Source organism: Mesorhizobium sp. WSM4817 (assembly GCF_055811135.1).
Map to the genome: position 1 here is coordinate 126532 of NZ_JBVVQQ010000017.1, position 13840 is coordinate 140371.

General features: G+C 62.2%; 11 protein-coding genes and 1 pseudogene. 3 read left to right on the forward strand and 9 right to left on the reverse strand.

The features are described from left to right. Positions 1–123: 123 nt before the first annotated feature. The 3 genes from AC0L2K_RS22515 to AC0L2K_RS22525 all read left to right on the forward strand — a co-directional run bounded on the left by AC0L2K_RS22515 (position 124) and on the right by AC0L2K_RS22525 (position 2068). The gene (locus tag AC0L2K_RS22515) at positions 124–312 is read left to right on the forward strand and encodes a hypothetical protein (RefSeq protein WP_077383673.1); all 189 of its coding nucleotides are present in this window, start codon (positions 124–126) and stop codon (positions 310–312) included. Positions 313–636: 324 nt separating this feature from the next. After that, positions 637–783: a hypothetical protein gene (locus AC0L2K_RS22520; protein WP_198032808.1), complete on the forward strand. Its 147-nt coding sequence runs from the start codon at positions 637–639 to the stop codon at positions 781–783. Positions 784–1129: 346 nt separating this feature from the next. Then, entirely contained in the window at positions 1130–2068 is a 939-nt protein-coding gene (locus tag AC0L2K_RS22525; protein ID WP_268931722.1) for a GlxA family transcriptional regulator, read from the forward strand. A gap of 53 nt (positions 2069–2121) precedes the next feature. On the opposite strand, the gene AC0L2K_RS22530 is transcribed toward AC0L2K_RS22525, so the two are convergent. The 9 genes and pseudogenes from AC0L2K_RS22530 to AC0L2K_RS22570 all read right to left on the reverse strand — a co-directional run bounded on the left by AC0L2K_RS22530 (position 2122) and on the right by AC0L2K_RS22570 (position 13794). Continuing rightward, positions 2122–2970, reverse strand: a complete 849-nt coding sequence (locus AC0L2K_RS22530) for a DUF1194 domain-containing protein (protein WP_473532358.1) — start codon at positions 2968–2970, stop codon at positions 2122–2124. A gap of 239 nt (positions 2971–3209) precedes the next feature. Then, positions 3210–5771, reverse strand: coding sequence for a GcvT family protein (locus AC0L2K_RS22535; RefSeq protein WP_473532359.1), 2562 nt, complete (start codon positions 5769–5771; stop codon positions 3210–3212). A 156-nt stretch (positions 5772–5927) separates the two neighbouring features. Next, positions 5928–6685, reverse strand: a pseudogene (locus AC0L2K_RS22540) (FkbM family methyltransferase). Continuing rightward, on the reverse strand, positions 6682–7917 hold the full coding sequence (locus tag AC0L2K_RS22545) for a hypothetical protein (protein ID WP_128166910.1): 1236 nt from the start codon (positions 7915–7917) through the stop codon (positions 6682–6684). The pseudogene AC0L2K_RS22540 and the gene AC0L2K_RS22545 overlap by 4 nt, the downstream one beginning before the upstream one ends. Positions 7918–7938: 21 nt before the next feature. After that, positions 7939–9411: an aspartate aminotransferase family protein gene (locus tag AC0L2K_RS22550; RefSeq protein ID WP_473532360.1), complete on the reverse strand. Its 1473-nt coding sequence runs from the start codon at positions 9409–9411 to the stop codon at positions 7939–7941. Between the two features lie 23 nt (positions 9412–9434). Next, entirely contained in the window at positions 9435–10442 is a 1008-nt protein-coding gene (locus tag AC0L2K_RS22555; RefSeq protein WP_128166914.1) for an NAD-dependent epimerase/dehydratase family protein, read from the reverse strand. Beyond that, positions 10439–10885 carry an EamA family transporter gene (locus AC0L2K_RS22560; RefSeq protein ID WP_473532361.1) on the reverse strand — a complete coding sequence of 149 codons (447 nt, stop codon included), beginning with the start codon at positions 10883–10885 and terminating at the stop codon, positions 10439–10441. Before AC0L2K_RS22560 ends, AC0L2K_RS22555 begins: the two co-directional genes overlap by 4 nt. 120 nt (positions 10886–11005) lie before the next feature. Beyond that, the gene (locus tag AC0L2K_RS22565) at positions 11006–12358 is read right to left on the reverse strand and encodes an FAD-binding oxidoreductase (RefSeq protein WP_287230248.1); all 1353 of its coding nucleotides are present in this window, start codon (positions 12356–12358) and stop codon (positions 11006–11008) included. A gap of 2 nt (positions 12359–12360) precedes the next feature. Beyond that, a complete protein-coding gene (locus AC0L2K_RS22570; protein ID WP_128166920.1) occupies positions 12361–13794 on the reverse strand; it encodes a UbiA family prenyltransferase in 1434 nt (477 codons plus the stop codon). Positions 13795–13840 lie beyond the last annotated feature (46 nt).

Below are 13840 nucleotides of genomic sequence, written 5' to 3' on the forward strand. Positions count from 1 at the left end.
AGGCGGGGTTGAAACGACTGCGACACTGATCTGCAATCGACACGAAATGAAGCTGAAACAAACCGGATGTAGCGCTTGGTCCGCCGAGCACCGGCACCCGGCCCAACCCTAAGGAGAATTAAAATGTCCATCCTGTCATCCATCGGCCGCATCGCGACCGAATTCAGCGCGGCCCGCGCCCGCTACCAGACCGAACGCGCCATCCGCTCTCTGCCGATCGAACTGCAGAAGGATATCGGCTGGCCTGAAGCCGCCGACACCAAGACCGGCACTCGCCACGGCGTTGGATCCTGGGCTGGCGGAGCAAAATAGATCGTGTGTATCAAAAGCTGAAGGCCTGCCGCACAGACCATATCCGGCAGGCCTTTTTATTTGTTGATCAAATGTTCTTTTAGAGCCATGTCGCCGTTGCATGACGCATATGAATACGCCGCATAGCAGCGGGATTCCTGCCTAACGCCTTGTACATATTCACAAATCTTGGGCAGACTGCCCAAACTTATCGCATGCCATGTCGCTTTTCATGTCAAGTGCTTCGCTTTTGTGATTTAGTTTCCCTTCACGTAAGCCTATATCAGCGCCAGCCAACGAGCTGCCCCACTCCATCACGCGAAGGCGACCCGTCTGAGCAACCGAATGGAGATGATGATGAAGCTTTTTGCCCGCCTTTTTGCTCGCCGTGAAATGAGCCTGACGACCGCGCTCGAGCGCCAGCGCCTTGCCAACACAATGCCTGGCCAGACCGGCGCCGTGGCCGCCGCGCGCCTCGGCTTCGTCGCCTGATCTGCCAAGCTCGCAAGCGGCGCTCGCTGCTTCAAAGTTTGATCACAACGCCGCTTCGGTTTGCCGAGGCGGCGTGCCTGGGCATGCCCCGACCACATGCGGCCTAATGCTCAATCCGGCAGCAGGTTGGGTCGTCATCGCATAGCGATTGCCCATTTGCGACCCATGTCGCAAATAAAGTCTTTTCGTTGCCGCCTAGCCGATTGACAGGAAAGATTTTTCCTGATGTCGCTATGCTGATCGCGACATCCTGTTCGCGCCATTGCAGCGTGAGGGTTACCCTGTGAACGTCGTAAATCATCCGATCAGGCGATCGTTTGTATTCTTCCTGGTCCCCGATTTCACCATGATCGCCTTTGCAACGGCGCTCGATCCGTTGCGCTCGGCCAACCGGATGCTCGGCTACGAAGCCTACCGCTGGCGGCTCGCCAGCATCGACGGCAAGCCGGTGCGCGCCTCGAACGGCGTCGAATGCGCCGTCGACACCTCGCTGGAGGACGAACGCAAGAAGATGTCCGGCTCCGAACGGCCGAACATGGCGGTCGTTTGCAGCGGCATCAATGTCGAGCGCTACCAGAACAAATCGGCCTTCGCCTGGCTGCGCGAGGAATACAATCGCGGCGTCGCCATCGGCGGCCTGTGCACTGGCGCTCATATACTGGCCGCCGCCGGCCTGTTGTCCAACAAGCGCTGCGCCATTCATTGGGAGAACCTGCCGGGCTTTTCCGAAGCGTTCCCGAAGGCCAATGTCTTTGCCGACCTGTTCGAGATCGACCAGAACATCTACACCTGCGCCGGCGGCACCGCGGCGCTCGATATGATGCTGAAGCTGATCGGCGACGATTTCGACGACAATCTCGTTAACCGGGTCTGCGAGCAGGTCTTGACTGACCGCGTGCGCAGCCCGACCGATCGCCAGCGCCTGCCGCTGCGCGCACGCCTTGGCGTGCAGAACTCCAAGGTGCTGACCATCATCGAATTGATGGAAGCAAACCTGTCCGAGCCGCTGTCGTTGATCGAGATCGCCGACCATGTCGACCTGTCACGCCGGCAGATCGAGCGCCTGTTCCGCACCGAGATGGGACGATCCCCTGCCCGCTACTATCTGGAGATCCGCCTCGACCGGGCTCGGCACTTGCTGATCCAATCATCGCTGCCGGTGGTCGAAGTGGCGGTCGCTTGCGGCTTCGTCTCCGCCTCGCATTTCTCCAAATGCTACCGCGAGCTCTATGCGCGCTCGCCGCAGCAGGAGCGCGTCGATCGCAAGCAGTTGCTGGCCGCGTAGACAAGACAAGGCAATATTTTGCACGCGTACCTCTGGCGGATGGCGATTGAAGTCTAGCGGGTGTCGAACATCCAGCTTCGGTCGCGCCACATTTTCTCGCCGACCAGGCAGTCGGTGACCGGCTTGTCCTGCGCCAGCACCACCGGCGGATGCGCCGCTTCTTCCGCCGCCCATTGCGGTGAGGCAGGCCCGGCAAGCTCAAGCACCAGCTTGCGGCGGATCGCTTCGGGAAACTGCGTCCACTCGTTGACCGGGATCATGAACGCGCCGGGCCCGCCGATGACGCAGTCTGTGTAATAGCGGTCGAGATAGTTGACGTCGTAGACGCTGGTGAAGCCGCCCCGGGTCATCAGCGGCAGGCCGTTGATGGTAATGCCTTGCCTGACCAGTTCGTCACGGATGATGTCGACGGGGGCACCTTGATTGTTGGGGCCATCGCCTGAAATGTCGATGACGCGCTTGACGCCCTGAAAGCCGCTCTCGGCGAAGAGATCGCTGCTGAATTGCAAGGCACCGGAAATCGAGGTGCGCCGCGCGCTGTTGGGCGCATGGGCGGAGAGTTGCTCGACGACCCGCTCGGCGTCGGCACGATTGGCGATCACCGTCCACGGCACGATGATGTGCTGCCAGGTCGTGCCGGCCCATTCGACATAGGTGACGGCAATCTTGCCGTAGGCGGCGTCGGCGATGGCCTGCAGTACCGTGTCATGCGTCAGTGCCGCGACATAGCCGCGACGCTGGATTTCGAGTTCGGCCGGCGACATCGACAGCGAAACGTCGACCGCCAGCACCAGTTCGACGTCAACGGGATCGGCAGCGCGGGAGTCCGGCGCCTGGACGAACGTCAGCGCCAGCGCGGCGGCGCCTGAGAGGAGATGTCCTGCGCGGGGAAAAGCAGACATGCCGCAAGGTAAGCGAAAATCGTCGCGCCACAAAGCGAAAAGCCTAGCCCCGGGCTAATGCATGTCGTCCAAAAGCATGCCCTCGGGCTTGAACCAAGGATGCGCAGCGGGTTTGGGCAACGACTTGCATAAAAACGAGAACTTAAGGCGCTGCCGCATGGCCCCACAAAACGTGACGCGCTTTAAGTCCTTGCATTCACATTTTTGCGAGTCCGCCCCTCACCTCTTTTGTGGGAGGCTCAGCTGCGTGGCTTGAGGTTGTCCGGGTCGTAGAGCGGCCTGTAGCCGACGGCGGCCACTTCGACCGGGTATGTCTCGCCGAAATATTCGACATCCAGCTTGCGGCCCTCCTGGCAATACGTCCACGGCAGATAGGCGAGCGCAATGTTCTTGCCGATGGTCGGGCCGTAGGCGACCGAGGTCGTGAAGGATCGGCGGCCGAGTTCGTCGACCAGCGTTTCACCCGTTTGCGGGTCCATCACCGGCAGCGTGCCGACGGGATAACGGGCAACGCCGTTGGAATCGACATTATCCGTCATGACAAGTGTGCAGAGCATGGCCGGCTGATGCGCGCGGGCGCGATAGTCCAGATGCTTTGCCTTGCCGCTGAAATCGGCCTCCTTGACCTTTGGGCGGGCAAGATCGGCCTCCAGCAGATTGTACTCGGTCAAAAGATCCGCATTCTGCAGGCGCAGGCTCTTCTCCATGCGGCGGCTGTTGGCATAGGTCTCGACGCCAAAAGCCATCACGCCGGTCGAACGCAAAGCATCCCATACGGCCAGGCCGTCTTCGTATCGCATGTGCAGTTCCCAGCCCTGCTCGCCGACATAGGAGATCCGGAAAGCGGTCACGTCCTTGCCGGCGATCCTGACAGGCTTGATCGCCGCAAAGGCAAAGTTCTCCGGCGTCAGGCCATCCGGGTCCTCGACGACCTTCTGCAAGGTCGAGCGCGCGTTCGGACCCCAGATGCCGACGGTCACGTATTTTTCGGTCACGTCGGTGATGGCGACATCGAACCCTTTGTCTTCTGCCGTCCGCCGCATGTAGTGGAAGTCGCGCGGGCCGGCATCGGCGCCGTCGATGACGCGGCAGCGGTCGGCCATGCGGATGACGGTCAGGTCGGCGCGCACCATGCCCTCGTCGTCGAGGAAGTGGGTATAGATGCCTTTGCCGATGTTAGCATCGCCGCCGATCCTGGCCGCGCATAGCCATTCCATCAGCGCGACATGATCCGGGCCTTCCACGTCGTACATCGCGAAATGCGACAGGTTGACGATGCCGCAATCCTCGCTCATGGCGAGATGCTCGGCATTGGAGACGCGCCAGAAATGGCGGTTGTCCCACTCGTTTTCGCGCACCGGCACCCGGTTGCCGTATTTCTCGAGCAGGTGCTCGTTGGCGGCATAGCCATGGGCGCGCTCCCAGCCGCCGAGTTCCATGAAATAGCCGCCGAGTTCCTTCTCGCGCTCCCAGAACGGCGAGCGGCGCACGTCGCGAGCCTTGGAGAAGGGCTCGCGCGGATGGACGGCCGGATTGTAGACCTTCATCGCCGTTTCGGTACAGCGATCCCAGATGAACTGCTCCTGCGTCTGGTGCGGATAGAAGCGCGAATAGTCGATGGCGTGGTGGTCGATCGACGTCCGGCCGTCCGTCATCCAGTCGGCGATGAGCTTGCCCATGCCAGGGCCGTCCTTGACCCAGATCGCGACGGCATACCAGAGGCCCCGCACCTTCTGGCTCTCGCCCATGGAGGGGCCGCCGTCTGCCGTCACCTGCAGAAGACCGTTGAAGGAATGGCTCTCATTGTAGCCCAGTTCGCCCAGGATCGGCGTCAGTTCCATGGCGCGCTCGAGCGGCGCGAGGATCTGTTCCATGTCGAGGTCGCGCTGCGAGGGCGAAAGGCGGGCCTGGTCCTTCTCCAGCAGGTCGCGCGGATGGCAAAGGCGCGGATTGGTCTCTTCGTAATAGCCCCACTCGATCTGCCCGCCTTCGGCGGTCTTGGGATCGCCGGTGTCGCGCATGTAAGCCGAGTTGCCCTGGTCGCGCAGCAGCGGCCACCCGATCTCCTTGCCGGTGCCGGCGAACTCGGTATAAGGCCCGAAGAAGGTGAGCGGATGGTCGATCGGCATGACCGGCAGGTCCTCGCCGACCATTTCCGCGATCAACCGGCCCCATATACCGGCGCAAACGATCACGTAGTCGGCTTCGATGGTGCCGCGATCGGTCACCACGCCCTTGATGCGACCGTTCTCGACGACGAGCGACCTGGCCGGCGTGTTGGCGAAGGATTTGAGTTTGCCGGAGGCTTCCGCCTGGTCGACCAGCTTGCCGGCGACCGTTTGCGAGCGTGGGATGACGAGACCGGCATCGGGATCCCACAGGCCGCCCTGCACCATCTCTTCTTCGATCAGCGGGAATTTCTGCTTGATCTCGGCCGGCTCGATCAGGCGGGCACGCGTTCCGAAAGCCTTTGCCGAGACGATCTTGCGCTTGATCTCTGCCATGCGATCGTCGTCGCCGACGCGGGCAACCTCGAGGCCGCCGATACGGGCGTAGTGACCCATCTTTTCGTAAAAATCGATGGAGTAGAGCGTCGTCCAGCAGGACAGGAAATCATGGCTGGTGGTGTAGCAGAAGTCGGAAGCATGCGCTGTCGAGCCGATATCGGTCGGGATCCCTGACTTGTCGATGCCGACGATGTCGTCCCATCCGCGCTCGATCAGGTGATGGGCGATCGATGCGCCGACAATACCGCCCAGCCCGACGATGACGACCTTCGCCTTTTCCGGAAACCCTGCCATTGCCCGCGACTCCAAAGTGGTAAAGCGGGCACCGGCGCCCGTTTGATCGGCGCACAATATGCAGGCGGCAGCCGCCATGCTACCGCCTGTTTGCGACACGCTGCAGATGCGACGCGACCCGAAAGGATCAGCTGCTTTCGGGCCCGGGGCTATCCCTCAGGCGAAGGCCCAGATGTCCTCGGCCTGGAAGCCGACCTGGTAGCCAGCGGTCTTCAACTTGACCACGACCTGGCCGATCTCGGCCGCCGGCAACGCACCAACCTCGACCTTGATCATGCCGGGACGGTAGCGCTCTAGGTCGAGCTGCTCGAAGACGATCCAGTCGGCGCCTTCGCAATCGACAAGGAAGGGTCGATATGGGTGATGCCGTTGCGGTCGAGCAGCGTCTGCAATGTCTCCGACGGCACTTCGATATCCCTGAGGTGCGGCGCGAATTTGTTGAAGTTGGCATCGGCCTGGCCCCAGGCATTCTTGCCCGACATCAAATTGGTGTCGGTCACCGACGAGCAGCCGATGAACTCGATCGGCAGCGTGCCAGCCTCGAGTGCGGCGGCATCGAAGGTGTGGACCGTGATCGTTCCCTTGGTCTTCGTCACTGCGACCGGCTCGATGACGAAGCGGCCCGTATCGGTATAGTTGGCGTGCAAGCGCTTCTGGTTGTGCGGGATCGGCTCGACCAGTACGGCGCGAGCGTGCGGGATGCGGTGCAGCCACGGCGTCACATCGTCGAACAACACGCCATCGCAGGCGCCGACATTGACCATCTGGAACCGCCTTTTTGCCCCACTGAGGCGCGCCTTCAGCGCGGCCTTCGCCAGGAACTTCGTACCGCGCAGCGACGGCCCGCGATCGAGGATGCCAGCGGGGAGGCCGAGCGACAGCGCGATGCGCGCCAGGCTGGAAACGGAACTCATGACTTGTCTCCAGGAATGACGTGCAATGGCGCGGCGCCGCGCCCTTTGGTGCTCGCTGATGCCCACAACGCCATGAATGGCCCGGCGAGCAGCAGGAACGGCGGGATCAGATTGGGAAAATAGATGCGGGTGTCGTGGATCGGGAAGACCGTGAATTTGGCCGATACGCCGAGCACCAACGCCGCAAACAGAATGCCGGCGCGGCGGTCGAACTTGAAGCCGGCACGGCTTGAGGCATACCACCCCGCCAGGGCCAGCACCGAGACGCCGACCCAGTTGTTCAGGCCGACGGCACGGACCACGGAGACGGCAAAAGCCCGGAGGTAGGCGACAGCCGAGAACGGCGGATCGAAGCCGGCCATATTGTAGTGCTGCTCGATCGAGGAGAACCACAGATGCGGCCACCAGCCGGGATGCTGCGCCCAGTGCGAGATGGCGAAATAGGCGACGAGCGAGGCGGCAAAGCCGGCCAGCGCGCCCCACGCCCTCTGCCGGAAGGCGACCAGCAACACGGCAAAAATAGCAAGGAAAACAATATTGTCGGGCCGAGCCATGAAAGCGAGGAAAAGCAGGATCGCGGTGGCCACTTCACGACCGCGCCTATAGGCAAAGAGCCCGCCGAGGAACAGCGCCGAGCACAGCAGATCAGGCGTCAACGCCCGCGCCGCGTCACCGAAATCGGCCATGATCAGCACCGCGCCGAGAACCGGCGTCAGCGCCAGCGCGCCCTCAGAGCGCAGCCAGAGCAGCGCGATCGCGCCGAACAGCAATACCGAGAACACCTGCAGCAGCCGCATCGCCGCGACCGGCGACATCGCCGAGCTCATCGTCGACAGGATCTCGGCGTAAAGGAACTTGATCCGGTACATGCCGAGCAGCGAATGGAAATCGGCGGCATTCCCGGCCATATGACTGCGGAAGCCGCCGCCATCATCGGTCAGCGCCTGGTAGTCGCTCGCCGACAGGCCGTCCCTGACCGTGCCATAGGCATAATCGTGCAGCGCCTGCACATCGCGATAGGTGCCCTCCTCGGCGATCGCGAGGTAGGGCAGCATGTCCCAATTGGCGTCAGGCATGAACCATGCCGTCGCCGCGGTCAGCAGAATGTAGAGCGCGAAGGCAGCCGCGCCGATCGGTGCGGCAAGACGCGCATAGGTGCCCTCGCCCCATGCCAGACCGGCCTTGGTCAGCCGGTCGAGCAGGTTTGTCGGAGCCGGAGACTTGCTCAGCATGGTCTCGCTCGGCGCACCTGGCTAACGGACCTGGCTTTTGACGAAATCCTTCACGATCAACACGATGCCGCGCGACAACAGGCTGTCGAGCGCCTCGACGAAGCGGTCGACATGTTCGCGCTGGCAGATCAGCGGCGGTTCGAGACGTATGACGTTGCGGTTGTATTCGGTGAAGGCGACGAGCACGTCGTAGTCACGCAGCAGCAAAGCACCAACAAAACCGGACAAGGATCCCTTCAGCTTGTCGTCAAGCACGCTGACCACAGGCCGCAGCACCATCGGCAAGGTCTGCGAAAAATCGTGGAATTCCAGCCCGACCATCAAGCCTTTGCCGCGGACCTCCTTGATGATCTTCGGGTATTTTTCCCGCAACGTCTGCAGGCGTTGCAGCAGATAGTCGCCGGTGACCGCGGCGTTGTCGATCAGCCCCTCGTCGTAAAGCACGTTGAGCGCCTCGATCGAGGTGACGCAGGCCTCGCCCATGCCGCCGAAAGTGGCCATGGCGTGGATCATCGCCGTCTTCGGCGTGCCATAGGCCTTCATGTAGACCTCGCGCCTGGCGATCATCGCGCCGACCGCCGCCTTGCCGCCACCGAGCGACTTTGCCAGCGCCGTGACGTCCGGAACGACGCCGTAGTGCTCGAAGGCATAGAAGCGGCCGGAGCGGCCATAGCCGCACTGCACCTCGTCGGCGACCCACAGAACACCGTATTGGTCGCATAGCGCACGCAGCTTCTGCCAGTATTCGGCAGGCGCCTGGATGATGCCGCCGCCGCCCTGGATGGTTTCGAGCACGATGACGCCGACCTCGGGATCGGAGCGGAAGGAGCGCTCGACCGCTTCGATGTCGGCGAACGGAATGCGCATGACATTGTCGGCCATCTTGAAGTCGGCGCGATAGAGCGAGCCGTCGGTGATCGCCAGCACGCCCTTGGTCTTGCCGTGGAAGGAATTCTCGGCATAGACGATTTTCGGCCGCTTCGGGCCGGCGGCGCGCTCGGCGAGCTTCACCGCCGCCTCCATGGCTTCGGAGCCGGAAGAGCCCAGAAACACCATGTCGAGGTCGCCGGGCGAGCATTTGGCGAGATTGTGCGCCAGCGCCGCCGCGTATTGCGACATGAAGGCGATGGCGATCTCCTGCCGCTTCTCCTCCTGGAACTTTTTGCGCGCCTCGAGAAGGCGCGGATGATTGTGGCCGAAGGCCAGCGAGCCGAAGCCGCCGAAGAAATCGAGGATCTTGCGGCCGCTCTGGTCGATGTAGAACATGCCTTCGGCGCGCTCGACCTTGATCTTGTGGAAGCCGAGCAGCTTCATGAAATGCAGCTGGCCGGGGTTGAGATGCGCCTTGAACAGGTCGGTCATGCGCGCGACGTCCATCGCCTTGGCCTGCTCGACGCTGATCAGATCGGGCTTGGCGGTGGTGGCGGGCGAAAGCGCCGGCACGCTGACCGTGGCGCGCGCAGTCGTGTGGTCTGGCTTGGTCATGACGGTCATCTCAAGAGTCTCCTGCTGGCCCTTCACTCGGCGGGCACATGTTTGGCGGCGACGGCATGGCCGTCTTTCTTGGCGCGATATTCGCTGTAGGCGGCGATCAGCATGTCCTCGTCGCGATATTGCGGCACCCAGCCGAGCTGGCGTTTGGCCTTGGACACGTCGAGCACGCAGTCCTCGTCGGCGATCAGATACTGCTCCGGATCCATGATCGGCATGTTCAAGAGGTCGAGCAGGTCGAGCGTTCGCTTGACTGCCCAGCCCGGGGTCGGGATCAGGATCGATTTCGAGCCGGCATGCCTGATCAGGGCGCCGAGCAATTTCCGGACCGGCGGCGGGTTGAGCGAGCCGAGATTATAGGCCTCATCAGGCACGCCGGCCTTCCACGCGGCGCGCGCCGCCTCGGCGCAGTCGAACACCGAGATGAACTGATACGGGTTCTTGCCCGAGCCGATCATCGGCACCGGAAGGTTCCAGTCGATCAGCTTGAACAGTTTTTCGAGGATGCCGAGGCGGCCGGGGCCGATGATCAGGCGCGGCCGAAACAGCGAGATCGACATGCCGCGCTTGCGCCATTCGACGGCCAGTTCCTCGGTCTTCTGCTTCGACCAGCCATACTCGCCGAGCGGCGCAACCGGGTGTTCCTCGGTCATCGGTTGCGTGACCGTGTGGCCGTAGATCATGTCGGTCGTGTAATGGACGAGCTTGGGCGCGCCGGCTCTGTCCATCGCCTGCATGATGTGCTCGGTGCCGTGGAAATTCACCGGAAAGAAGAATTCGTGGCGCTTGGCGCGCACCTGGATCGGCGACAGCATTTTCGCCGACAGATTGTAGACCATGTCGTCGGCCTTCAGACCGACCGAAGCCACCGATGCCGGATCGGTGACGTCGCACCCGACATATCGGACCGAGCGGTAATGCGGCAGGTCGCTTTTAGCGATATCGGCGACGACCACCTCCTCGCCATCGGCCAGGAGTTTCGGGGCAAGGTGGCGGCCGACGAAACCGTCACCGCCGAAGATCACATGTCTCATCGAACGATCCCACTGTGAATCTTGTCGGACGAAAGGGATGCCGTTTCCTCGTTATGCCCGAGACCAGCCAAATCCCGGCCACTTTGGGCGATCAGCACCGTGCCGACGCAGATGAAAGCGATGCCGGCGATGCGCCAGCCATTGAGGTCTTCGCGGAAGATGAAATAGGCGAAGATCGCAACGGCGACATAGGCGAGACTGAGGAACGGATAGGCGAAGCTGAGCTCAACCTTGGACAGCACATAGAGGTGTGACGCCATCGAGATGACGAAGGTGCACAGGCCGAGGAAAACCCACGGGCTGAAGACAATCTGCAACAGCTTCAGCAACGGATTGCTGCCCTCGAAGGAATTCGAACCAAGTGACATCATGCCCTGCTTCAGCATGAGTTGCGCGGCGGCATTGGTCATGACCGTGAACAGAATGAAGACGATGTATTTCATGTTTTTTCCATCAACCCTCCCCCGTCCTATTGAAAACTTCCAAACATTTCGTGAAGCACAAAAAGTCTTGAGGAAAGCTTGAGTTATCGACGCATTAACCACGACCTATTCGAATGTTATCTATTCCGCGGCTTCGGCGGTTCCGTGTCGCGCCTCGAGCTTTTTCGCCGTTCGCGCCCAGAAACTCGACATGAAGGCGGGATCGCGGATCGCTTCGAGGCGTTGCCATTCCGGAAAGGAGGCTGCGAAAACGTCGTCGCCCATGCGGGCGTCCTTGTAGGGATTGATTGCGCCACCGGCCTCGACTGTGATTTGGTCGAGTTCCTTCAGCAGCGCCAGCGTCGCCCGGCCACGGTTGGGGAAATCCAGCGTCAGCGTGAAACCCGGCCGCGGGAACGACAGCAGTGCCGGCGAGCGGACCCCGCCGAAGCGCTTCAGGACTGTGAGGAACGAGCCCTGCCTGGCCCGTTTTGCCGCCGCAAGCAACGTCGGCACCACTCGGCGCGCGACGTCTTGCGGCATCACGCTCTGGTGCTGGAAAAGCCCGTTCGGCCCATAGAGCCGGTTCCAGTTGCCGACGCCGTCGAGCGGAAAGAAGAAACCTTGGTACCCGACCTGGCGCGGCGCCGTCGACCGGCCTTTCTTCCACCGGTAGGCGGCATTGAACGCAGTCAGGAACGGCCGGTTGAGCACGTTGAACGGCGGCTGGAACGGCACCGAAAGATTTTCACCGGCCCGCAAGGCCACATGGGAGCCATGCTCGGCGTGATTGCCGGTGAACAGCAGCCCGCGCCCGCGACTTTGGCCGCCGGCAAGCTGGTCGATCCAGGCGACGACGTATTCGTTGGCCTGATCGGCCGCTTCCGCAAGTTCGAAGAACTCGCCGAGATCACGGAACGGCGTCACCTTCTCGATGATGTCGAGCGATGGCACCCTCATCAGCCGGATCGATGCGGACAGTATCAGGCCAGTCAGCCCCATGCCGCCGATCGTCGCCGCGAACTGGCGTTCATTCTCGGTGGCCGAGCAATAATGGGCCTGTGCGTCTGATCTGAGCAGCGTCAAGGATTCGACGTGGCAGCCGAAGGTGCCGCGCCGGTGATGATTCTTGCCGTGAACGTCGTTGGCGATGGCGCCGCCGAGCGTGACGAACTGCGTACCCGGAACGACGGCGGGAAAGAAGCCGTATGGCGCTGCATGGGCGATGATGTCGGACAGAAGCACGCCGGCCTCGGCCTCGATCACGCCGGTCTCGGCATTGAAGGCGCGGATCCTGTTCAGCGGCCGCATATCGACGATCGTGCCGGCTCCATTCTGGCAGGAATCGCCATAGGAGCGGCCGTTGCCGTAGGCGAGCAAAGCGTTTCTTGTCGCCTTGCCGCTCTTCAGCAGCGCAACAGCGTCGTCCGCCGGGATCACATCGAGTGCCGGTGGCGTGGCAAGACCGAAGCTCTGGAACCGCTCCTGCCCCACGTCTACCAACCTCCGACGACTAGAAACACAGCGCCGATGAGCACGACGATCTGGCTGCGCCAGTCGCGGATGATGAAGACGACCGGATCGTCATGCATCTGGTCGCGGCGGGCGAGAATCCAGACGCGCATGGTCAGGTAAAGCACGATCGGCGCCAGCGGCCAGACCAGCCAAGGATGCGGATAAAGTTCGCGCACCGCAGCGCTGTCCATATAGAGCGCCAGCACCAGCGCCGAGGAAAAGGCCGACGCCATGCCCGCCTGGGCGACGATCTCCTGGTCTTCGGTGCGGTAGCCGCGGCCGGCAATGCGCTCGCCGGCCGGAATGGCGGTCGTGCGCAGCTCGACAAACCGCTTCACCAGCGCCAGCGACAGGAAAAAGAAGATCGAGAAGGCCAGCAGCCAGAACGAGACGTCGACCCCGGTCGCCGCGGCGCCAGCCAGAACGCGGATGGTGTAGAGACTGGCCAATGTCAGCACGTCGATCAGAAGCATGCGCTTGAACGACAGCGAATAGCCGGTGGTGATGACCATGTAGCCGCAGAGCACGCCGAGGAATTCGATCGGCAGCAGAAGCCCTGCGCCAACGCCTATTGCGAGCAGCACCATCATTGAACCGAGGCCGAACGGGATCGACAGCGCGCCGCTGGCGAATGGCCGGTTGCGCTTGGTCAGGTGTTTGCGGTCGAGCGCGAGATCGAAGAAATCATTGAGGATGTAGATGGCGGAAGCGACCGCGCTGAACGAGACGAATGCCAGCAGGCATTCCCAGATCATGTCGGCGTTGAAGTATTCGTGCGACAGCACCATCGGCACTGCGATCAGCGAGTTTTTCAGCCACTGATGAACGCGCAGCATCTTGACGATGGTTCTGAATGTCGGCTTCGGCGCCGGCATGATTTCAGCACTGTGCGCGGCCTGCCAGCGCGCGGCATGACGGTCGGGCGCGACGACGATTGCCGTGCGCGCGGCGTCGAATACCTTAAGGTCGTGCCGACTGTTGCCGGCATAGTCGAAGCCGCCATCGCCATAGGCGGCGACAAGCGAGGCGCGCTTTCTGCCTGACGTCATGTTGTGGGGGCCGTCAGTCGCCAGGACGCGATCGAATATCCTGAGATGTGCGGCGATCGCCTCGGCGAATTTACGCGGCGTCCCGGTCGCCAGCACGATCTTGCGGCCTTCGCCATGTTCGGTGCGAAGGCGCTGAAGCAGCGCCTCGCGGTAGGGCAGCGACGCAGGATCGATGTCGATGCGTTGAGCGATGGCCTGCTTCAACCGCGCCGGCCCGCCGGCGAGCCAGAACGGCACCAGGAAAACATAGAGCGGGTTCTTCTTGAGAAGGATGAACAGACCTTCCCACAACAGGTCCGTCGCGATCAGCGTGCCGTCGAGATCGACAGCAAGCGGGATTGCGTTCCTGTCCGACCGCACATCCATTCTTCGTTGCCCTGCCTAAAAGCGCATGATCCCCGAAAGTCGACCT